Here is a 21,475-nt window from a genome sequence, read left to right as displayed (position 1 = left end):
ATGACAAACCAAGTACACTTTATTCCTGTAGTCTTTTTTATGCTTTATATTCAAAATCATCGTGATAACTCGTCTTAGAGTGTTTGAATAGTAAACCATAAACTACTGCTGTTTGTTACAATGTCGCCATATCGATAACAAAACGGTAACGGACGTCGCCTTTTGTCATTCGGTCATAGGCTTCATGCACATTTTTGATATCAATCATTTCAATTTCAGAAACAATTCCGTGTTCAGCACAGTAATCTAACATTTCCTGCGTTTCAGGCAAACCGCCTATTAATGAACCTGCAAGACTTCTTCGTCCTCCAATAAGACTAAAAGCATGGATTTCATAAGGCGTTGGAGGTACTCCCACACATATATGCACTCCGTTTACTCTTAATAAAGACAAATACAAATTCAAATCATGTGGCGCAGAAACGGTATCCAGAATAAAGTCAAACGAACCCGCTACACTTGCCAGTTGCTTTTCATCTTTGGTAACAATAAAATTATGAGCTCCTAATTTTCTGGCATCTGCTTCTTTATTTGCCGATGTACTCAAAACAGTAACTTCAGCACCAAAAGCAACTCCAAATTTTACTGCCATGTGACCTAAACCGCCAAGCCCTAAAACCGCTAATTTGTGTCCTTTTCCTACTTTCCAATGTCTTAATGGAGAATACGTTGTGATTCCAGCACACAACAAAGGCGCTACTGCAGCTAATGGCAATTTATCCGAAATATGTAAAACAAAATCTTCGTGAACAACAATCGTATCGGAATACCCGCCGTAAGTAGGTGTTACTCCATCTTGTCCCAAAGCATTATACGTATCTGTTCTTCCTTTTAAACAAAATTGCTCTAAACCTTCTTTACAATTTTCACAGGTTCTGCAGGAATCGACCAAACAACCTGTTCCTGCTAAATCACCTACCTTAAATTTCTTTACGTGACTTCCTATTTTGACTACCTTCCCTACAATTTCATGTCCAGGAACCATAGGATAAATTGCTCCGCCCCAATCATCTTTTATTTGGTGAAGATCACTATGGCAAACACCACAAAACTGAATATCAAATTGCACATCATGTGGTCCTAATTCTCTTCTTTCAAAATTCCATGGCGCTAAATCCGTCTTAGCATCCTGTACTGCATATCCTTTCGTTGGTATCATATTTTCTAATTTTTATAAAATTATGAAATTTATTCTAGTCCGCTCTTTAAACTTGTTGCATAATTCCCACTTGTTACTATTTTCATCTACGTTGAAAGAGTGAGCACGCTTGTATTTTTAATTTTAAGTAGCAGTTTAATGATGCTAATTCATGCTTCGCAAGATACCTCCACTGGCCTCTTTGATATATTGAATGAACATAAATGCTTTAGGATCTAGCTTATGGATTTCCTCTTTAATCCGAAGTAATTCGAGTCGGGTTACTACAGTAACAATAATATCACAATCTAATTTTACATCAAATTTATCCGGTAAATAGCCTCTTTCTCCTTTAATAATGGTGATTCCTTTTCCAAATTTTTGGACAATCAATGCTTTAATCAAGTCGCTTTTAGAAGAAATAATATGCAGCGAAGTATATTGCTCTAATCCATGGGAAATATAATCCAAAGATTTTACAGCTGAAAAATAAGTAACGATTGAATATAAAGCCGTAGAAATTCCGAAAGACCATGCAGCTGCAAGAAACAATAATGTATTCAAGGCAAAAATCACTTCTGATACATTAAGACCAATTTTTTTGGTAGTCAATAATGCCAGGATCTCTACTCCGTCTGCTGTTGAACCGCTTCGAATGCACAAGCCCATTCCTACACCAATAAGGCAACCTCCAAATAATGCAATCAAAAGCGGATCTGATGTCACGGGATCCACTTCTAAAAACGTCATACTGATGGCGATTAACAAGAAAGTCAACAAACTTTGTAACGCAAATGTTTTTCCAAGCATTCGGTTTCCAATGACTAAAAATGGAATATTAAACATTAATACCAAGACTCCAAAAGGCCATTTTGTAATTTCATGAACTAATATGGAGATCCCGATGATTCCACCATCCAAAAACTTATTAGGTATCATAAAACCTTTTAAGGCGAGGGTTATCAAGGCTACTCCTACTAAATTTAAGACAATGTTTTTAAAACAAAATATTTTTTTCCAGTTAAATGAATTTTGATCAGTAATCATTAGGATCTATTTTAATTACTACTCTTTGGTGCTACTAATTTAATAAATAAACTTCAATTTACTGACTGATAACACCTTACATATTTATTTAATTTATTTTTTTGTACTTGCATTCCTAATTTTATAATTTACTAATTCAAAAATAATCTCGGGAACAATTCTAATCCTGTCGGATTTCGATTTCATAATTTTATAAAAAAGGAGAATTACAACAGGAATGCGTGCATAGTAAACTGATGTTGATTTAGAAAAAATCATTAAATTTGATATTAAAATCAGACCTATACCTACTAAAAATCAATATATTAATTATCACTGCCTCATTCTAACACGGTCTCAATTCATTATTATTTAATAATTTTTAAATATAATAATCATGGGCAAAAAAGTAGAAATAGCATTGACTGTTCAAGCCAGCAGTCTTTACGCAATGAGCAATCCATCACAACAGGATATTGATACTGCCTGTTCCCTATCTGATGATAATTCAGGTAGATCCTCTAACGGAACTTTGAAAGACTTTTTATCTAACGTATACCTCAACCAAGATGTCAAATGGATTGGTATATCAACTGATAGAGGCTTTTCCGTAGCTATTGATAGTATTTTTAATGAACCGGAAACCCGAGATGTGAATTTCTTTGACGTTGAGACTATTTACGGTACTGGAGGAAGGTCAGGAAACGCTACCGCTAAGGTTAAAAATGATTCGAATTTGGTCCATAAACACGACAAATACACGATTACTTTCAGTGTTTATGCCGATGGAAATTCTTCTAAATCATTTCACATCGATCCAAAATTAGCCGCAAACCCATGATACTTTTAAGAGATTTTAAATATTTTGTCAAAATCTTGTTTACTGTGTTTTTTATATTTTTTCAGATACCAAGTATTTTTGCACAAAATCAAAAAGTGGCTGATAGCCTTGTTAAAATCTATCAGCAAAACAACCTTACCAATTCAGAGAAATTAGAATTACTGAGAAATTTATCGTTCAATGAAGTGACTAATTTACAATTATCAATGCAGTATGCAGATGAACTTATAGCTTTATCAAAATTAGAAAAAAACAACTTATATCTCTATCGAGGTTATTATCAAAAAGGCAATAAAAATAGGCTAACAGGAAATTTAAACAAAGCTTTAAACGATTTTTTTAATGGTGGAAAAGCAGCCATCAAAGCGAAGTCGATAAAAGGAGAGGGAACTTCATATATGGCAATTGCAGATGTATACTCGGTTATGGGAAACTCAACGAATGCCGAAATTTACTACGAGAAATCAATACAATTATTACGAAAGGCCAATGACCCTATATCGCTGGCCAGTGCGCTATTGAACGCGGGAGATGAATATTCCAAGAACAAAAAATTTGCGTTAGCATTATCCTATTTTAAAGAGGCAGGTGTCATTTTTGAGAAAATCAATTACTCGAGCGGCACAGCTTACACTCTCGGAAATATCGGAATGGTTTATGCCAAAACAGGTAAAAGTGATCTTGCAAAGCCCTATATCACAAAAGCAATAAAGATTTTAGAAGATGTGGAAGATTATTATGCCATTTCAGACTATTTAGTATACATGTCCGATATCTACCTAACGCAGAATAATTGGCCTGCAGCACTTCGCTATGCCAAACGCAGTCTGAAACTGGCGCAAGATTATGGACTAAAAGAACAAATTAGCAATTCTAATCTGAAAATTTCTGAACTTTATAAAAAAGCTAATAACCCAGAAGAATCTTTTAAATATTATAAAAATCACATTGCATATCGGGATAGCATCACTAATCTCAAAGCGGTTCAGCAAATGGCTGACATCAGGACAAATTATGAAGTGTCCCAGAAACAAATTGAAGTAGATCTACTGGAAAAGGATGCTGAAATCCAGAAATTAAAAGACAAAAAACAACAAAACATCATCTATGCATCAGGAATATCTCTATTGCTAGTTTTAGTAATCACAATCGGGTTTTACCGCCGCTATAAATTTGTAAAAAAAACAAACAGCATTATCGAAGAAGAAAAAAATCGTTCTAATAATTTATTACTGAACATTTTGCCGGAAGAAACGGCTGTTGAATTAAAGAAAAATGGAAAAGTGGAAGCTAAAAAATTTGATTCTGTTACGGTTTTATTTGCTGATTTTGAAGGATTTACAAAATATTCAGAGAAATTATCTCCAGAAAAATTAGTAGAAAGCATCGATTTTTATTTTTCTAAGTTTGATACAATCATGGAAAAATACAATCTTGAAAAGATTAAAACCGTTGGTGATTGTTACATGTGCGCGGGAGGTTTGCCATTCCCTACACAAGATCATGCGCACAAAATAGTACTTGCAGCGTTAGAAATTGCTGAATTTGTAGAAGCTTCTAAAAATGTAACAACAGAAAATCAAACTCGCTTTGAAATCCGAATCGGAATCAATACCGGGCCGCTGGTAGCTGGAGTAGTTGGAATTAAGAAATTCTCCTATGACATTTGGGGTGACACGGTAAACATCGCCTCCCGAATGGAATCTAATTCAGAAGCAGGAAAAATAAATATATCAGAATTTACATATAATATTATTAAAAATGATTTCGATTGCCAATACAGAGGCGAATTTGAAGTAAAAAATAAAGGAATGATGAAAATGTACTTCGTTACAGCTCTTTTGATTCCTATCAAAAAGTACTCCTCCACAAATGAACTAGTTCTCAATGAAACTGAAAAATTTTAGTTTCTACATATTAAATGTTTCAAAAAGCAAGTCGTTTTGAGTATCTTTAAAAAAAATAAAATGGAAACTCAATCCTATAAAAATCACGTTCGGTACTATCCGCCGCATCATTTTGTGTATTATCCAATAATCATGACATTGCTGGCCTTCAGTATTTATTTTAGTTTCACCACTGAAGATCCATTAATTTGGGCATTCATCAGCGCTGTTTTTGTAGTGCTTTTTTGTCTGGCATTCATGTTGCGACAGCATTATGCGTTGACTTTACAAAACCGAATCGTGCGATTAGAACTTCGATATCGTTATTTTTCTATCACAGGAAAACGATTGGAGGAATTGGAACATCAATTAAATGATGACCAACTATTTGCCTTGCGGTTTGCCCCAGATGAGGAATTGCAAGCACTTACCCAAAGAGCACTAAGTGAATCTCTTTCAGGAAAGGAAATTAAAAAAGCGATTCAACACTGGAAAGGCGACTACGAAAGAGTTTAAATCTCAAATAATACGCTGATTATTCCAATATAACAATTCAGATTTTTGTTTCTTTGTTCCTATAACAGCACTACAAACTGAATTTAAAACCCATAAATGGCAGAATATTTTCTAGATATTGAATACAAAGACATAACGTACCAGGAGGAAGAAGTCAATTTCAAGGAATTTGAATGCTGTACGTTTACCAATTGTAATTTCTCTCCATGTACTTTTGTAGCGGTTACCTTCATTGATTGCAACTTCAATGATTGCACTTTTAGTAACGCCAAAATTAATTATGTTGCCTTTAGAACCGTAGCTTTCAATCGGTGTGAAATCAAAGACGTAAATTTTGCCATGTGCGATAAGTTAATTTTCGAAATTGCTTTTAAAGATTGTGTTTTGGATTTCTCCAAATTTTACACCTTAAAACTAAAAGGAACATCATTTACGAATTGTAGTATCGTTGCAGTTGATTTTATGAGTACTGATTTGACCGAAGTCGTTTTTGAAAAATGCGATTTATACCGTTCTGAATTTGCGAAAGCAATTGCTAACAAAGCTGATTTTAGAACCAGCTATAATTATACGATTGATCCTAAAACAACAAAATTGAAGAGAGCCATTTTTGCTTTGGAAGGACTAAAAGGATTACTCTACAAACATGAAATTATAGTAAAATAACCTGTTGGAGGTACTTAGTTTTTAATTCTAATCATCGTCAGTTTGAGTGATTTTCGTTAGAAAATGGTATTGAAAACAAGATGATTTTGATTTAAAAACCGTTCTCGATACACGTCACTTCCAGTAGCAGAAAGTATCGAGAAGTTTTGTTCCTTTTTACTCCAAAAAAATAAGTTCGGGATAAACTAAAGTGATGTTTTGAATACTTACACCTGTGGAGTTAAGAAATTATTTTCCCGTCTTCCATAGTAATGATTCTATTGGTTTTTTGGGCAAAATCTGTGTCGTGCGTAACCACTAATAAAGTCTGATTTTTTTCTTGAGTCAATTTATTGAAAATATCAAAAACCAAATCACTGTTTTTCTTGTCTAAATTCCCAGTAGGCTCATCTCCCATAATAATCAACGGATCGTTTATTAAAGCACGTGCAATTGCCACGCGTTGTTTTTGTCCGCCACTCAATTGATTGGGCATTTTCAGCGCTTGATCCTGCATATCTAAGGTTTTCAAATGTTCCATGGCGCGATGCTCTAATTCTTTATCCGAATATTTAGCCAATTTCATGCCCGGAAGCATTACATTTTTCAACACATTATATTCTGCCAATAAGTAATGAAACTGGAACACAAAACCTATTTTTTCATTTCTGATTAATGCTAATTCTTTGTCGGTTTTCCCCGTAACTAATTCGTTATGAATAATTACCTGACCGTCATAATCCGTATCCATCGTAGAAAGCAAATACAACAAAGTCGATTTACCACAGCCAGATTTACCAACTATCGAAACAAACTCTCCGTGATTCACACGCATATTAATTTCCTTCAAAACTTGGAATTTTACAGGATCGTAAAAATATTTACTTAATCCAATTGTCTCTAGAACCGTATTGTTTTCCATTTTATTTTCCTCTGATGATTTCTACCGGATCTACTTTACTGGCTTTTAAAGCAGGAAAAAGTCCGGCAATGGTCGTGGTGAACAATGCAAAAGTAATCCCGATACCATAAAATAGCGGATTGTAATTAATAGGATACGTTTTCACTGTGGGCAAAGAAGCCGTTTCAAACGGAATCACATCAATAATAGAAGAAAAAATGTAGCCAAACAGCAAACCAAATAATCCGCCAGCCAATCCAATAATTACAGAAAGAGAAATGAAAATCCATTTCACATCATTCCCTGAAAATCCGGTGGCTTTCAAAATGGCAATACTGTCCATTTTTTCATAAATCATCATGTTCAGAATATTATAAATTCCAAAACCGGCCACAATCAGCAACACTACTCCAACGGAATACGAAATAATACTTCGCACTGCGCTTCCAGTTTCAAACTGAGAATTGGCGGTTTGATAATCAATCGTATCCAGATTAAAGGTATCTTGAAACTCTTTTGCAACAGCAGGCGCTGCAGTCATATCGTATAAATTGAGCTGAATGTCCGTGATGTAATTTGTAGGTTCTCCCAATATTTTCTGGGCTGTCGCCAAAGAGGTATAACTCATCACATTGTCAATTTCAGCAATTCCAATTTCGGAAATACCCACAATTTTAAGCGAAGCTAAATTTCCTTTAGAAGTCGTAATCTTAATGATATCACCTTTGGCAAGCAGCATTTTATCTGACAAGCCTTTCCCGATAATAATACTGTTATTCTGAAGCAAATCAGCTACTTTGCCTTCAATAATATAATCACTGATTTTAAATAATTTATCTTCGGCTAAAACATCAATTCCATTGATTATCCCAGAGATTTCGATCGTTCCCGAATTAAAAAAAACCGGTGAAGTCACCTTTGGCGCAACATCAATCACGCGTGGATCTTGTTTTAAAACTGCTAGAATAGTTTTACTGTTGTAAATGGATTTCCCTCGGTCTTTCGGTTTAATCGAACGAACAAAATTGGTATTTTTCTTAAACTCTTCGGACAAAAGTACAGGTTGATTTTCTGACGGTTTAATTTCGTTATAAAGCAACACATGAGGCGTTCTATTGAGCATTAAACCATCCAGCAAATCATTTAAACCATTCATAAAACTAACCAAAGCAATAAACATGGCAATACTAAACGTAACGCCAATGGCCGCGACAATCGTTTGCTTCAATCGCGCCCGAAGCAAATGCAATGCAATATTTAAAATGAGTTTAAAGTTCATTATTTAGGTTTATAAATCGTTTCTTCGGCGGATAAACCGGATAGTATTTCTACTTTTTGATAATCGCTTAAACCAGTTTTCACTTCGCGCTTTTCGTCTTTGTTTACTAAAACATATTTGCCTTCCATTAAATACGTTTTTGGAATCGTAATGGTATTCTTCTTTATCTGAATGATAATATTGGCTTCGGCAGTAAGATTTGGATAAAGTTTCTCGGGTGGTTTTACAAAATGCGCTTCGATTTTAAATGTACGCGAACGTTCGTTCATTATCGGGTAAATTTCATCAATGACGGCTTCAAAAACCTGTCCTTTATAACTATCCATGGTAACCAAAACTTTTTGTCCGGTGCTCACACGAACCATATCATTTTCGTCGACTTCTAGTTCTAACAAAAAGGAGTTTGCCTGACCAATTATTGCCAAAGGAGTTTGCGGTGTAATTAGTGTTCCTTCTTTTACCAAAACATCGAACAACTGCCCTGAAAAGGCACTTTTAACGTTAAAATCACTTTGGGACTTCTGGTTGAGTTTTAGGTTGACAGCATTTCTGCTTTGATCATTCTTCAATTGGGCTTTGAGTTGTGCCAGTTGTTTTTTAGCCGATTCATAATTGATTTTAGAACTTTTATAGGCTAATTCGACTCTTTCAAAATCAACTTCCGAAATTCCACCTTGATTTCGGATGTTTTTGTTTCGGATGTAGATGGATTCGTCCAACGTCAATTTATCTCTGCTTGCTTGGACTTTCATTTCCATTTCGGCAATTTTATCCTGAATATAACGACTGCTTTCCAGACTTAGTTGATACGCTAATCGAGCATTCTCCGTATTCAGTTCTGCTTTATCACTTTCCAATTCAAATAACAACTGCCCTTTAGAAATAGATTGACCAGCTGTAACATTCACTTTTTGCAAAGTACCATTTACAGTAGCATAAACCGTGTATTGTCCATCTGCTTTTATAACTCCAGATGCATAAACACTTTCCGTAACTTCTCCTACTGTGGGTTTAAGTTCTTCTATTTCCTTTTTAGAACAAGAAAGCAAACTAAGAACTGTTAAACAGAATAGGGATCGCAATTTCAAACTCATTTCACTTCTTATTTAGCGTATAGGTTGTTGTAAATTCTTTCTATAAATATACGACAATATAAATGTTAAAGTTAAATTCGTCCTTGTAAATTGGGTGTAAAAAGGTGTTTTATAATAAAAAAAATCTAAGTTAAAGCTTCTTTTCCATTCTGTAGTCTTCCATTTTATAGCCATGATCCAATTCAATGTCTTCTTCGAAAATGACTTCAAATCCTATTTTTTTATAAAATGTGATGGCTTTATTAAATTTGTTTACATTTAATGAAATTACAACCGATTGATTTTCCTTGGCTAAGTTTTCAATGGTATCAATCAGCAATTTCCCCGCTCCTTTTCCTTGTGCTTCGGGTAGCAAATAGATTTTGTGCAGTCGAGTGCATCTATCGTTTAAGTACTTGTGCTCGTACGAAGCAAAACCAAGACAAAGCGCTCCTTCACACACTAATAAGAAGCGATGTCCTTTTTCGTTTAAATTTTGAAGTAAGGTTTGCTCTGAATAAAACAAATCGAGCATATAATCAATTTGCTCTTTTGATAAAATAGAACCATAGGTATTTGGCCAAGATTTATACGCAATTTCTTGAATTATTTTAAAATCTTTACTAGTAGCCTCGTGTACTGACAACATTAAAATTGAGTTATTTGAGTTATTTGTAATAAAAGTACCTTATCTAATGGTATAAAAATAAAAAAAATGCATTTGGTTTTCCTTCCGCTTGAATAAAATCAAGTTAATGGTTACCAATTCGATAAAAAATCAGTGCTCTAGATGCTTAATTTGACTAATTTGTAATTGGATTCCACTAGCACGAATGAAGCTCCTAAAAAACACCTTTACATCCTCTTTTACAACCACTGTTTCTTATAGAATTCTATTTGGCCCCGTTGGGTGTACTTTGTTTTTGATATAATTTTTCATCATTTCGAGTAGTCTTGGATAGAAAAATGTATCGAGATCAGTATAAATTTCATTAAAAACGGTTCTCGATACACGTCACTTCGAGTAGTGGAGCGTATCGAGAAGTTTTGCCCCGTTTTACTCCTCAAAAAACACTCGAACAAACGTTTTGAATAAGTACTCTCAATGGGTTATTTTAAATAAAATGCTGCGTCTTGGCGTAAAATATTTATCGAACAACCAACTGACTATTCCAATTAGTTTATAAATGGTGAATGGCTGAAAAGATTTTCTAATTCAAGTTCGGCTATTGAAATTTTAATTCATTCAACTTACAGATCAATTTGAACCATTAAAAAAATTAAATTATAGTACAATGCAATCCAGCACCATGAATACAACTCCATCCTAACCTAATTTTAAATACTAGCAAATTTTAAAATGATTTAAAATTTAATTTCTTACTAAGTAGTTGGACCCATTTAATGTCGTATTATAAAATGACTGAAATAATATTTAACATTGGAGTCCTATAAGCATTAAACCTTAAATGAATTTTTTGTTGTTTAAGGTTTATAAGCCTAAAAAATGAAACTTAAATAACTTATATGGTAAAAAAATGCACCATTGTTTTATTCTTATTGCTTAGTTACAAACTGTAAAAAAAGGTTTCTTTGTTTAAACCTGACGATTGATACTGCCAATCCATGTTTACTACGTCTTTAATTATCTTTTTTAGTTTTGAAAAATCATTCGGTTTTTTAATATAAATATTAGCGCCTTGTACAAAAGTTTCTTCAATATCTTTTTCTGATGAGGAAGTAGAATATATGGCAATTGAAACATCTATGAAACGCGAGTTGGCTCTTATTTCTTTAAGACATTCATGTCCTGTTTTACAAGGCATATTCAAATCTAAGAATAAAATATGAGGCAACTTATTTTCTATATTTTCCAGATAATTCATTAAAACTTCACCATTTTTAAAGGAGGTTAGTTTAGAGTCCATTTTAAGTTCGGCTAAAGCTTCATTAAAAAGTTCAATATCCTCATCGTCATCATCTGCAATCAAAATATGGATTCTATCTATTTTATTAATCATAAAATTTGGGGTATGGATTGTTTTATTTAATCTTCGTCTTTGATAATCGCCTTTGATAGGTGTCTTTTTTTATGGACTATTCTTTTAAACATTGATGGAGTTAACCCCGTTACTTTTTTGAATTGTGTTGATAAGTAGGCAACACTACTATAATTTAATTCATATGAAATTTCCGTTAAACTTAATTTCTCTGCTAAAATTAATTTTTTGGCTCTTTCAATCTTTTGGATTATAATAAAGTTTTCTATTGAAGTAAAAGTGTACTCAGAAAAAATAGTTGTAATGTATCCGTATCGCAAATCAAGTTTTTCCGCTAAATACTGTGAGATTGTCGTACTTGGAAACTTATCTTTTTCATAAATAATTTCGACAATCATGTCTTTGATTGTTTGTATCAGTTGAGCTTTTGGATTATTAATAATGTGTATAGCATATTTATCCAATTCCAATTGTAGTTTTTGAAAACTTTCTAACGATAAATCATCATTAATTTCAATTTGACCTAATCCTAAAATTTGGTATTCAACATTTAATTTATCTAAATGATCTTCTAATATTCTTTTACAAGCAATATTTCCATCGTAATTATAATTGAGCTTCATGAAATAAATAAATTATTGAACATTTGTTAAATCTTATAAATGTAGACGAAAAATAACGAATAGCTACCTTTAGATTAATTTTAGTAGGAAATGGTCGAATTGAAGCCAAGAAGTTGCACTCCACTATTAAAATAATAATATTATCAATTGAATAGTTTAAAAAAAAACTTTTGGTATTACCCGTGAATCGTTTCATTTTTACCATAGTTTGCAATAACGGCTTCCTCAAACTCCAACCACTCTCTCCAGCGTTTTTCGACATCTATTCCAACGCCATATTTCCGAGCGTAAGTGATAAAAGTAGTGTAGTGTCCTGCTTCACTTTCCATTAAATCTCTATAGAACACGGCTAATTCCTCATCCTGAATGTTTTCTGAAAGCACTTTGAAACGCTCACAACTTCTAGCTTCGATCATTGCAGAAAACAATAACCGTTCCACTAAACTGGAAACTCTACTTCCATCGCTGCTTTTTTTCATATACAGGTACAATTCATTCACATATTCATCTTTACGTTCTCGCCCCAATTTCAAGCCGCGTTTAATAATAATATTGTGAACCTGTTCAAAATGATCGATTTCTTCTTTGGCCAAAGCCAATAAATCCCTCACTAAATCTTGGTGTTCTGAATTATTGGTAATAATCGTAATGGCATTTGTAGCTGCTTTTTGTTCACACCAAGCATGATCCGTCAAGATTTCCTCAATATTTTTTTCTACAATATTAACCCATCTCGGATCCGTGGGTAATTTTAATCTTAGTACAGACATTGAAAATTTATTTAAAGTTTAAAAAAGTTTAAGGTTTAAAGAAAAAGGTTTAAAATTAAAATTCAGAGACCAATTACAGTTATTAAATACCTACTAGTATTTAATAACTGTTGATTCCAAAAATTTAAACTTTAAACCTTAACCTTTAACCTTTAGACTAAAAAAATTAGTATACGAAAATAGCTCTTTCGCTCATCATTTCGTTTACTTCATTTGCTACCGCTTCGATAACCTCTTCGTTAGTATGGTCTACCAAAACTCTGTCAATTAAGGCAACAATAGTTTCCATATCTTCTTCTACAAGACCACGAGTAGTAATAGCTGCCGTTCCTACACGAATTCCTGAAGTTACAAAGGGTGATTTGTCATCAAAGGGAACCATGTTTTTATTTACGGTAATTTCTGCTTTTACCAATGCATTTTCAGCATCTTTTCCAGAAATATTCTTGTTTCTTAAATCAATCAACATCATGTGATTATCTGTTCCACCAGAAATGATTTCATATCCTCTTTTTACAAAAGCATCAGCCATAGCGTTCGCATTTTTTTGTAATTGTAAAGCATATGTAAAAAATTCATCTTTCAAAGCTTCCCCAAAAGCTACAGCTTTGGCAGCAATAATATGCATTAATGGACCACCTTGATTTCCAGGAAAAACAGCCAAGTCTAATAAAGAAGACATCATTCTGATTTCGCCTTTTGGAGTAGTTAAACCAAATGGGTTTTCAAAATCTTTACCCATCAAAATTAATCCTCCACGAGGACCACGTAATGTTTTATGTGTTGTAGTAGTTACAATATGGCAATGTGGCAATGGATCGTTCATCAACCCTTTGGCAATAAGTCCAGCTGGGTGAGAAATATCAGCCAATAAAATAGCACCAACACTATCCGCTATTACTCTAAAACGTTCAAAATCCATATCGCGAGAATAAGCCGAAGCTCCTGCAATGATTAATTTTGGTTGCTCTTTAGTAGCTATTTCTTGAATTTTATCATAATCTAATCTTCCCGTTTCCTTGTCTACACCATAAAAAGAAGGAGTGTACAAACGACCTGAAAAATTTACTGGTGAACCATGTGTTAAGTGTCCTCCGTGAGACAAATCAAAACCTAAAATTTTGTCACCGGGTTTAATACAAGCGTGGTAAACCGCAGTATTAGCTTGTGAACCGGAGTGTGGCTGCACATTTGCGTAAGCAGCTCCAAACAATTCTTTGGCTCTGTCAATAGCAATTTGTTCAACAACATCAACTACTTCACAACCTCCGTAGTATCTTTTGCCAGGATATCCTTCAGCATATTTGTTCGTTAAAACTGAACCAGCAGCTTCCAGTACTTCGTCACTCACGAAGTTTTCTGAGGCGATAAGTTCTAATCCGTGAATTTGTCTTTCTTGTTCTTCCAGAATAAGGTCAAAAATTTGTTCGTCGCGTTGCATTTTTTTGATTTTCGTTAATTTGATGCAAAAATACAAAAAAACGTTTGGTTAATAGTTAGATTATAATATATTTGACAAGTAATTTTTAATAAATTAATTAACAAAATATGCCGATAACAGCTAACGATACCAATAGAAAATCATGGCTAGAAGTAGATGCAAACAGTGATTTTCCCATTCAAAATATTCCTTTTGGTGTTTTTCTTACAAAAGAAAACGTAGTAACCGTAGGAACTAGAATTGGAGATTTCGCCATTGATTTAGGCGCTTTGCAACAATTAAATTATTTTGAAGGTATTGAATTGACAGATGATATGTTCATGCAGGATACTTTGAATGATTTTATTTCTGATGGTCAAAAAACATGGCGTTTGGTTCGGAACCGAATAGCTGATCTTTTTGATGTGACCAATCCGAAATTACAAGACAATGTAAAAGACAAAAACATTATCATTTTCAATTTAGAAGATGTTGAAATGCAGTTACCAGTATTAATAGGCGATTACACTGATTTTTATTCCAGTAAAGAGCACGCGACTAATGTAGGGAAAATGTTTCGTGACCCAGAAAACGCTTTGTTGCCTAACTGGCTTCATATTCCTGTGGGATACCATGGTAGAAGTTCTACTATAGTTCCATCTGGGATTCCGGTTCACCGGCCAATGGGACAAACATTGCCAAACGGAGAAACTACACCTGTTTTTGGTTCATCCCGTTTAGTAGATTTTGAATTGGAAACGGCCTTTATTACTACTGATGTCAATATAATGGGCGAAAATATTGCCGTAACAGAGGCGGAAGATTATATTTTTGGAATGGTATTGTTGAACGATTGGAGTGCGCGGGATATTCAAAAATGGGAATATGTTCCATTAGGCCCGTTCTTAGCTAAAAGTTTTGCTAGCTCCATTTCTCCTTGGATTGTAACAATGGATGCTCTGGAACCTTTTAGAACCAAAGGACCAAAACAAGAACCAACTCCCCTGCCTTATTTACAACAAAAAGGAAAGCATTCTTTTGATATTAATTTAGAAGTGGCTATTCAACCTGAAAAATCAGAACCGACCGTGATATCACGTTCGAATTTTAAATATATGTATTGGACAATGAGTCAGCAATTAGCGCACCATACTTCTAATGGCTGTCGTGTTAATTCTGGTGATATGATGGGCTCAGGCACAATATCAGGACCTACAGCAGATAGTTTTGGTTCCATGCTAGAACTTACCTGGGGAGGGAAAAACCCAATTAAATTAAATGATGGAACAGAACGTAAGTTTATTAATGATAATGACACTGTTATCATGAAAGGCTTTTGTCAAAACGGTCACGTAAGAATTGGTTTTGGCGAAGTTTCCAGTAAACTGCTGCCTCCTTTCGTTAGAAAATGAAATACTAAGAAACGATAACTTAAACTCCGAAAATTTAAACTTTTTGGAACGCCCCTAAAAAGTCAAACACTATTTAGGGGTTTTTTTATGGCACGAAAAGTCTAAGACACCTTCTCCTAGTAGTTTTTATTACTAGCCAATAATAAAGCAAATCTGCTGACAAATAAATTGAGATTAACAAATATATAAAACCCGTTCAACATTATCATAATGGTGTTTATGGCACAGTAGAATTACTGTATATCTCAACAATCAAAGAATAAGTATGAATCATTAAAGGGTAATAAAATTACTGAGAATTAAAAGTATTATCAGAATCAAAAAAGACACAAATCTTTAAAAAATAAAAAAGTCAAAATAATTCCAAATTTTAAAACAGTAGCACCAACCTACAAATGAGCTACTCCTATTTCCGAATTTAAAATGTCAAGCGAAAGGTTGTATTTATCATCTATTATTGACTTATTTCGACATGAAATTATAGTTGTCAATTAACCAAGTAGGTAATAAAAATATTCGCTCTGCTTCTTAATCGAACAAGATCTTTTCTTGATAACTGTACTGGTTTTTCATTTCTACATTCTTTAGAATCAATCAATAACTCAACATCATCTTTTTATTTTACAACTTTATTGAGGTCGAAATAAACGCAAAATATTTGCTAAAAACCACATTATTAAGTACTAAGAATAAAACAATGACGTATTTTTTTTTACCATATAAGTCATTGAAGTTTCATTTGTGTAAGACTGATAATGTAAGCAATAATAAGGTCATTTAAGGTTTAATGCTTACATGACTTTTTATGTTAAATAGTATTTCAATGACTTTATAGTACGGCAATAAATAAGTCCAACTACTTAGTTCCAAATGAAATATAAAATTTAGGTTTTAGTCAAAATATTTTAGCTTAATTTATTAGCAACAGCAAAAATTTAAATCTTCTGTCAAAGAAATAGTAAACAAATTACTAGCATTAGTATAAAAGTATAGTGTTTTTTGAGAACGACCTATCATTAGAAAATACAGTAAAACGCCAATAATAAATTTTATTTTCTACTACTACCAGTGAATATTGCAACTCATTTATAATATTGTGTAATGAATTTTCGGACTTTAAAAGTGAACTTTACCATAGAGTATATAACTACTATCTAAAACAATTAGCAAATGAAAAATAGTACAAATAAAGTCGATAAAAAAATAATTTTGCAAAAAGAGAAAGTGATTTTGAACGAATCTGTTATTGAAACTAAAAGTAGCTGTCGAAATATATTTATGGAGGAATTAAAAGAAATATACTTTTCAGAAAAGGCATTAATAATTTCCATTCCCATATTGATAAAAAACGCAGCTACTGAAGAATTATCAAATGCACTCAAAGTACACTTACAATTTACAATGGATCATATTAAGCGTCTTGAAGATTTTTTTAATTCAATAGGTGAATCGAATATTGTTTTAAAATATGAAGCTATGTACGGCTTATCCTCAAACGCAAAAAACATAAAAAAAACATAACTAATAATTCTAAATATATAAAAAATGGCTATTCAAACTGTTAATCCTTATACTAATAAAGTCGGTAGTGCCTTTGATGAAATGACTGAAAAAACTGTTGATTTGTTACTTTCTAAATCGGCAAAAGCATTTACTTCATGGAAAGAAACGTGCTACGATGAACGTGCTCAAATACTTCACAAAGTAGCTTCTTTAATGCGAGAAAAAAAAGAACAGTTAGCTACATTAATAACTTTAGAAATGGGTAAATTAATTGCTCAGGCCGAAGGTGAAATTTTGTTAAGTGCTTCTATTTTTGATTATTATGCTACAAATGCAAAGACCTTTTTGGCTGACAAGCCTCTAGAACCAGAAAACGGTAGCGCTTACATAAAATCCAGTCCTATAGGTGTCATTCTTGGTGTCGAACCATGGAATTTCCCGTTCTATCAAGTGGCCAGATTTGCCGCTCCCAACCTTATGGTAGGAAACACAGTAGTGGTAAAACACGCTTCCATGGTGCCACAATGCGCAATTGCAATTGAAGAATTATTTAAGGAAGCTGGAGCGCCAAATGGGATTTATACGAATTTATTTATTTCTGGAAAACGAGCATCAGCTTTGGTTTCTGATAAAAGAATAAAAGGAGTTTCGCTAACCGGAAGTGAAGCAGCTGGAGCCAGTATTGCCGCTGAAGCCGGAAGCGCTTTAAAAAAGTCCGTTTTGGAATTGGGTGGCAGTGATGCTTTCATAATTCTGGAAGATGCTGATATTGACAAAACAGTAGAATGGGCAGTGGTAGGTAGAATTAACAACAATGGTCAAAGTTGTGTGGCTTCTAAAAGATTCATTGCCGTAGAAGCTATAGCAGATGAATTTATTGAAAAATTCAAAGAAAAGTTATCAAACTTAATTATTGGGGATCCGATGGATCCGAGAACCGAATTAGGACCAATGAGCAGCGAGGAAGCGGCAGTAACCATCATTGACCAGATAAGAAGATCCGTTGATGCAGGTGCTACTATTTTATTAGGAGGAACACGTGCTGATTTGCCAGGAGCTTTTGTACTACCGACTATTTTAACTGATTTAAAACCGGAAATACCTGCTTATTACGAAGAAATATTCGGACCTGTCGCGTCTTTTTACAGAGTAAAAAATGAAGAAGCTGCGATTGTCTTAGCAAATGATTCTGATTTTGGACTAGGTTGTTCCATTTTTACCAAAGACATCAAACGTGGAGAAAAAATGGCTAACCAAATTGATACTGGAATGGTATTCATCAATCATCCCACTGGGACGCAGGCTGATTTACCTTTTGGAGGCACAAAAAGTTCTGGTTATGGAAGAGAATTGTCTGAATTAGGAATTCAGGAATTTGTTAATAAAAAACTCATCCGTATTAGCGGAATTTCAGATCCACTATAGCGTTCACTTTAAAGAACACAATGATTAAATTTTGTTCAGTAGCCACATTTCTGATATCTCTGAATAGCGAAACGGCATCTAGAATATAAAGGATTTTGCAATGGTCTAACTACACGAGTTAGACATCCAGTATTCATAATTTTAACCCATGTGATCTAACTTGATGTAAAAAAAGGAATAAATAATTAGGCGTTAGTTTACTAAAAATTTAGATTACTATAGTTTAATACTTTAAGAAATCTCGTTTAAAATATATTTTTCTGAGCAGTGGTTTTCTAAGCAAAATTTCATCGCAAGTAAATATGGAAACGAGTTTTCTGAAGGTATTAAAATGAAAAGGAGCTTTATAGAGCAGCAATACATTAAATTTTGTTGGTTTTAAAAAACAAATCATTTAATATAATTACCTTTATATTAGCAACATAACAATAAAAAAACATGAAAAATTACGAATTATTTAAACCAAAAAAAGTGGGTTCTATCGATTTAAAAAATAGAATCGTAATGGCTCCAATGACACGATGCAGAGCGATAGGAAATGTTCCCAATGAATTAATAGCCACTTATTACGAGCAACGCTCCACTGCAGGACTAATCATAACGGAAGGGACATCACCTTCGCCAAATGGTTTGGGATATGCTAGAATACCAGGTATTTTTAATGCGGAACAAGTAGAAGGCTGGAAAGCAACAACAGGCGCCGTTCATAGAAATGGAGGAAGAATATTCGTCCAATTAATGCATTCAGGAAGAATAAGTCATCCGCTTAATATGACGAAAAATGCTCAAATACTTGCTCCATCACAGGTCAAAGCTGCGGGGCAAATGTGGACTGATGCGAGTGGATTGCAAGACTTTGTTGTTCCCCATGAAATGACATTACAAGATATCATACATGCAAAAACAGAATTTATTTCTGCAGCTGAGAATGCTTTATTTGCCGGATTTGATGGTGTCGAATTACATGCTGCCAATGGGTATTTACTAGAAGAGTTTCTATCTCCAATAAGCAACATCCGAACTGATGAATATGGAGGAAGTATAGAAAACCGTTGCAAATTTGTGATTGAAGTTGTAACAGCGGTTGCCAAAGCTATTGGAAAAGAAAAAACGGGAATTCGCCTATCGCCTTATGGTGTAGCCAGTGATATGCCGCATTATCCTGAAATAGAGGCTACGTATGACTACTTATCTAAGGAATTAAATAAATTAGATGTTGCTTATATTCATCTTGTTGATCATTCTGCTATGGGTGCTCCAGCTGTACCATTAGCAATTAAAAAATTGATTCGTCATAATTTTAATAATACCTTGATTACCTGTGGTGGTTATGATAAAGAAAGTGCGGAATCTGCATTGAATAGCGGACTTACAGATCTCGTTGCTTTTGGAAGACCCTACATAAATAATCCAGATTTAGTAGAAAGATTGCAAAATGATTGGCCTTTATCCCAGGACCTTGATATGGATTTGTTTTACACCGCTGATGCAAAAGGATATACAGATTATCCAGTCTATAAAATTTGATATTAAAATAATTGTAAATAAAAAGGTTTTTTTTCTAGCAGCTGAGTTTTGACCAAAAGAATGGAAAAAAATAGATCTCATTTAATATACTTTTAAGGTGATTGAAAAGATTGTTTTTTAAATTATTTAAAAATAATTCTGAAAGACTCTCTTTTCAACCAAACCATTTCACATTAGCCCTGGTTTTTGACAGAGCAATCGAAATGGGCAACCGATTCGAAGTTTAGCACCACCTAATAACCTTCCTGCCTTTCTGGTATTGAATAAATTTTAATTTTCCGCAAGGAATTAAGCATAAATAAGCAAGTCCATTTACTACCAATCCAATTTATTTTTCCTCTGATCATAATTTTACTTAACAATTTCTACCATGTTTACTAAATTAACTAATGATCCTCCCATACACCCGCTGCCGTTATAAAAAGGAAACAATTGTTATTCAAGAAGAATCAAAATGATTAATTCTTGGGGTTAATAAAACATACAACAAATTTTCACTGAAGTCATAAAGGCGGTCCTCATGAACTATCAAGCTGGAAGTCTCGGAATAATCATGGAAAAAAAACGATTAGACAATTTTTAGAAGACGTTAAACTCTTATAAGTAGCCCAAAAAATCTATTTAACAAATCAGGTCTCAATAGCCTAACTTTTTACAAAATACTTTCTAATTAACTCTTTTTAAAACAAGGAAAACAACGGAGTTTAAAATGCATTTTACAATTTATTAGTAGTATCTAAATAGTGATTAAAATTCCACAAAACATTAATAAATAGTATTTTACATTTAACAAAGTGTAAAAAATGTAAATTAATAATGTAATTCTGTAATACTTTATTAAAGGAATAAAATAACCTTTGTGTAGTGATTTATTTATCAAAAGGAATGTTGATAAAAAGTCCCTCACGTCAAGAAAAGCTAATTATTTTCTAAAAACTCATTGTAGAATAAACAAAATCTAAAAAATATGAAAGTTCAAATCGGAATTACAGAGGCACATTTAAAAAACAGTATTAAAATCCTATCCTCCATTTTAGCAAATGAAATGACCTTATACATTAAATTAAGAAAATTTCATTGGAACGTATCGGGTCAAAGCTTCATGGAACTTCATAAGTTATTTGAAGGTCAATATACGCAGCTGGAAGTATCAATTGATGAAGCTGCAGAGCGTATTAGCAAATTAGGGGGAAAGACTATTGGTACAATGAAAGAGTTTTCGGAATTAACTGTAATCAAAGAATCTCCAAATCAATATCCCGCCCAAAAAGAAATGCTTAAAGAATTAGTGGAGGATCATGAAACACTAATTGTACAATTGCGAAAAGATGTAGATCTCAGTGCAGATGAAAATAAAGATGCAGGAACTGCAGATTTCCTAACTGGTTTAATGCAAGATCACGAGACAATGGCTTGGACATTGAGAAGGTATTTAGAATAAATTATTTACTAAATACGTTCGAATAAATGGAGATTGGAGCACCAGAAGC

19 protein-coding genes are annotated in these 21,475 nt (G+C 33.4%); 9 read left to right on the top strand and 10 right to left on the bottom strand.

Translation table 11 applies throughout. The annotated features are described in order from the left end of the window. Nucleotides 1–115: 115 nt before the first annotated feature. Nucleotides 116–1,159, bottom strand: coding sequence for an NAD(P)-dependent alcohol dehydrogenase (locus E0F91_RS02610; RefSeq protein ID WP_132064794.1), 1,044 nt, complete (start codon nucleotides 1,157–1,159; stop codon nucleotides 116–118). Between the two features lie 144 nt (nucleotides 1,160–1,303). After that, the gene (locus E0F91_RS02605; RefSeq protein ID WP_132064793.1) at nucleotides 1,304–2,185 is read right to left on the bottom strand and encodes a YitT family protein; all 882 of its coding nucleotides are present in this window, start codon (nucleotides 2,183–2,185) and stop codon (nucleotides 1,304–1,306) included. A 376-nt stretch (nucleotides 2,186–2,561) separates the two neighbouring features. Here E0F91_RS02605 and E0F91_RS02600 point away from each other — a divergent pair, with 376 nt between their 5' ends. The 4 genes from E0F91_RS02600 to E0F91_RS02585 all read left to right on the top strand — a co-directional run bounded on the left by E0F91_RS02600 (nucleotide 2,562) and on the right by E0F91_RS02585 (nucleotide 6,073). Further along, nucleotides 2,562–3,005 (top strand): hypothetical protein, encoded by a 444-nt coding sequence (locus tag E0F91_RS02600; protein ID WP_132064792.1) that lies wholly within the window; start codon nucleotides 2,562–2,564, stop codon nucleotides 3,003–3,005. A 95-nt stretch (nucleotides 3,006–3,100) separates the two neighbouring features. Continuing rightward, the gene (locus tag E0F91_RS02595; RefSeq protein WP_243698823.1) at nucleotides 3,101–4,912 is read left to right on the top strand and encodes an adenylate/guanylate cyclase domain-containing protein; all 1,812 of its coding nucleotides are present in this window, start codon (nucleotides 3,101–3,103) and stop codon (nucleotides 4,910–4,912) included. Between the two features lie 60 nt (nucleotides 4,913–4,972). After that, the gene (locus E0F91_RS02590; RefSeq protein ID WP_132064790.1) at nucleotides 4,973–5,407 is read left to right on the top strand and encodes a DUF6526 family protein; all 435 of its coding nucleotides are present in this window, start codon (nucleotides 4,973–4,975) and stop codon (nucleotides 5,405–5,407) included. 96 nt (nucleotides 5,408–5,503) lie between these two features. After that, nucleotides 5,504–6,073 (top strand): pentapeptide repeat-containing protein, encoded by a 570-nt coding sequence (locus E0F91_RS02585; RefSeq protein ID WP_132064789.1) that lies wholly within the window; start codon nucleotides 5,504–5,506, stop codon nucleotides 6,071–6,073. 220 nt (nucleotides 6,074–6,293) lie between these two features. Here the strand turns inward: E0F91_RS02585 and E0F91_RS02580 are convergent, their stop codons facing one another. From E0F91_RS02580 to glyA, 8 genes are all read right to left on the bottom strand, one after another. Then, nucleotides 6,294–6,974, bottom strand: a complete 681-nt coding sequence (locus E0F91_RS02580) for an ABC transporter ATP-binding protein (RefSeq protein ID WP_132064788.1) — start codon at nucleotides 6,972–6,974, stop codon at nucleotides 6,294–6,296. Nucleotide 6,975: 1 nt separating this feature from the next. After that, nucleotides 6,976–8,232 carry an ABC transporter permease gene (locus E0F91_RS02575; RefSeq protein WP_132064787.1) on the bottom strand — a complete coding sequence of 419 codons (1,257 nt, stop codon included), beginning with the start codon at nucleotides 8,230–8,232 and terminating at the stop codon, nucleotides 6,976–6,978. Next, nucleotides 8,232–9,326: an efflux RND transporter periplasmic adaptor subunit gene (locus E0F91_RS02570; RefSeq protein WP_132064786.1), complete on the bottom strand. Its 1,095-nt coding sequence runs from the start codon at nucleotides 9,324–9,326 to the stop codon at nucleotides 8,232–8,234. Before E0F91_RS02570 ends, E0F91_RS02575 begins: the two co-directional genes overlap by 1 nt. A 130-nt stretch (nucleotides 9,327–9,456) precedes the next feature. Then, nucleotides 9,457–9,954 (bottom strand): GNAT family N-acetyltransferase, encoded by a 498-nt coding sequence (locus E0F91_RS02565; protein ID WP_132064785.1) that lies wholly within the window; start codon nucleotides 9,952–9,954, stop codon nucleotides 9,457–9,459. Between the two features lie 919 nt (nucleotides 9,955–10,873). After that, nucleotides 10,874–11,326: a response regulator gene (locus E0F91_RS02560; protein ID WP_207919025.1), complete on the bottom strand. Its 453-nt coding sequence runs from the start codon at nucleotides 11,324–11,326 to the stop codon at nucleotides 10,874–10,876. Between the two features lie 26 nt (nucleotides 11,327–11,352). After that, entirely contained in the window at nucleotides 11,353–11,928 is a 576-nt protein-coding gene (locus E0F91_RS02555) for a helix-turn-helix domain-containing protein (RefSeq protein ID WP_132064784.1), read from the bottom strand. 176 nt (nucleotides 11,929–12,104) lie between these two features. Then, complete coding sequence (locus E0F91_RS02550) at nucleotides 12,105–12,698, bottom strand: MiaE family protein (RefSeq protein ID WP_132064783.1); 594 nt, start codon at nucleotides 12,696–12,698, stop codon at nucleotides 12,105–12,107. A 166-nt stretch (nucleotides 12,699–12,864) separates the two neighbouring features. Continuing rightward, on the bottom strand, nucleotides 12,865–14,139 hold the full coding sequence (glyA, locus tag E0F91_RS02545) for a serine hydroxymethyltransferase (protein ID WP_132064782.1): 1,275 nt from the start codon (nucleotides 14,137–14,139) through the stop codon (nucleotides 12,865–12,867). Between the two features lie 107 nt (nucleotides 14,140–14,246). On the opposite strand from glyA, the gene fahA reads away from it, so the two are divergent. From fahA to E0F91_RS02520, 5 genes are all read left to right on the top strand, one after another. After that, complete coding sequence (gene fahA, locus E0F91_RS02540) at nucleotides 14,247–15,530, top strand: fumarylacetoacetase (RefSeq protein WP_132064781.1); 1,284 nt, start codon at nucleotides 14,247–14,249, stop codon at nucleotides 15,528–15,530. Between the two features lie 1,170 nt (nucleotides 15,531–16,700). Further along, the gene (locus E0F91_RS02535) at nucleotides 16,701–17,051 is read left to right on the top strand and encodes a DUF892 family protein (protein WP_132064780.1); all 351 of its coding nucleotides are present in this window, start codon (nucleotides 16,701–16,703) and stop codon (nucleotides 17,049–17,051) included. A gap of 24 nt (nucleotides 17,052–17,075) precedes the next feature. Next, the gene (locus E0F91_RS02530) at nucleotides 17,076–18,458 is read left to right on the top strand and encodes an NAD-dependent succinate-semialdehyde dehydrogenase (RefSeq protein ID WP_132064779.1); all 1,383 of its coding nucleotides are present in this window, start codon (nucleotides 17,076–17,078) and stop codon (nucleotides 18,456–18,458) included. A gap of 438 nt (nucleotides 18,459–18,896) precedes the next feature. Next, nucleotides 18,897–19,985 carry an alkene reductase gene (locus tag E0F91_RS02525; protein WP_132064778.1) on the top strand — a complete coding sequence of 363 codons (1,089 nt, stop codon included), beginning with the start codon at nucleotides 18,897–18,899 and terminating at the stop codon, nucleotides 19,983–19,985. 967 nt (nucleotides 19,986–20,952) lie between these two features. Beyond that, nucleotides 20,953–21,426, top strand: a complete 474-nt coding sequence (locus tag E0F91_RS02520; protein ID WP_132064777.1) for a Dps family protein — start codon at nucleotides 20,953–20,955, stop codon at nucleotides 21,424–21,426. Nucleotides 21,427–21,475 lie beyond the last annotated feature (49 nt).

Origin of the sequence: Flavobacterium sandaracinum (assembly GCF_004349135.1) — a bacterium.
Lineage (GTDB): Bacteria > Bacteroidota > Bacteroidia > Flavobacteriales > Flavobacteriaceae > Flavobacterium > Flavobacterium sandaracinum.
Note: the sequence above shows the minus strand (reverse complement) of the source record. Positions and strands in the feature narration are given on the sequence as shown.

Excerpts from the sequence above, each read along its gene's own strand:
- E0F91_RS02610 (WP_132064794.1), bottom strand. The coding sequence starts at position 1,159 with ATGATACCAACGAAAGGATATGCAGTACAGGATGCTAAGACGGATTTA.
- E0F91_RS02605 (WP_132064793.1), bottom strand. The coding sequence starts at position 2,185 with ATGATTACTGATCAAAATTCATTTAACTGGAAAAAAATATTTTGTTTT.
- E0F91_RS02600 (WP_132064792.1), top strand. The coding sequence starts at position 2,562 with ATGGGCAAAAAAGTAGAAATAGCATTGACTGTTCAAGCCAGCAGTCTT.
- E0F91_RS02590 (WP_132064790.1), top strand. The coding sequence starts at position 4,973 with ATGGAAACTCAATCCTATAAAAATCACGTTCGGTACTATCCGCCGCAT.
- E0F91_RS02585 (WP_132064789.1), top strand. The coding sequence starts at position 5,504 with ATGGCAGAATATTTTCTAGATATTGAATACAAAGACATAACGTACCAG.
- E0F91_RS02580 (WP_132064788.1), bottom strand. The coding sequence starts at position 6,974 with ATGGAAAACAATACGGTTCTAGAGACAATTGGATTAAGTAAATATTTT.
- E0F91_RS02575 (WP_132064787.1), bottom strand. The coding sequence starts at position 8,232 with ATGAACTTTAAACTCATTTTAAATATTGCATTGCATTTGCTTCGGGCG.
- E0F91_RS02570 (WP_132064786.1), bottom strand. The coding sequence starts at position 9,326 with ATGAGTTTGAAATTGCGATCCCTATTCTGTTTAACAGTTCTTAGTTTG.
- E0F91_RS02565 (WP_132064785.1), bottom strand. The coding sequence starts at position 9,954 with ATGTTGTCAGTACACGAGGCTACTAGTAAAGATTTTAAAATAATTCAA.
- E0F91_RS02560 (WP_207919025.1), bottom strand. The coding sequence starts at position 11,326 with ATGATTAATAAAATAGATAGAATCCATATTTTGATTGCAGATGATGAC.
- E0F91_RS02555 (WP_132064784.1), bottom strand. The coding sequence starts at position 11,928 with ATGAAGCTCAATTATAATTACGATGGAAATATTGCTTGTAAAAGAATA.
- E0F91_RS02550 (WP_132064783.1), bottom strand. The coding sequence starts at position 12,698 with ATGTCTGTACTAAGATTAAAATTACCCACGGATCCGAGATGGGTTAAT.
- glyA (WP_132064782.1), bottom strand. The coding sequence starts at position 14,139 with ATGCAACGCGACGAACAAATTTTTGACCTTATTCTGGAAGAACAAGAA.
- fahA (WP_132064781.1), top strand. The coding sequence starts at position 14,247 with ATGCCGATAACAGCTAACGATACCAATAGAAAATCATGGCTAGAAGTA.
- E0F91_RS02535 (WP_132064780.1), top strand. The coding sequence starts at position 16,701 with ATGAAAAATAGTACAAATAAAGTCGATAAAAAAATAATTTTGCAAAAA.
- E0F91_RS02530 (WP_132064779.1), top strand. The coding sequence starts at position 17,076 with ATGGCTATTCAAACTGTTAATCCTTATACTAATAAAGTCGGTAGTGCC.
- E0F91_RS02525 (WP_132064778.1), top strand. The coding sequence starts at position 18,897 with ATGAAAAATTACGAATTATTTAAACCAAAAAAAGTGGGTTCTATCGAT.
- E0F91_RS02520 (WP_132064777.1), top strand. The coding sequence starts at position 20,953 with ATGAAAGTTCAAATCGGAATTACAGAGGCACATTTAAAAAACAGTATT.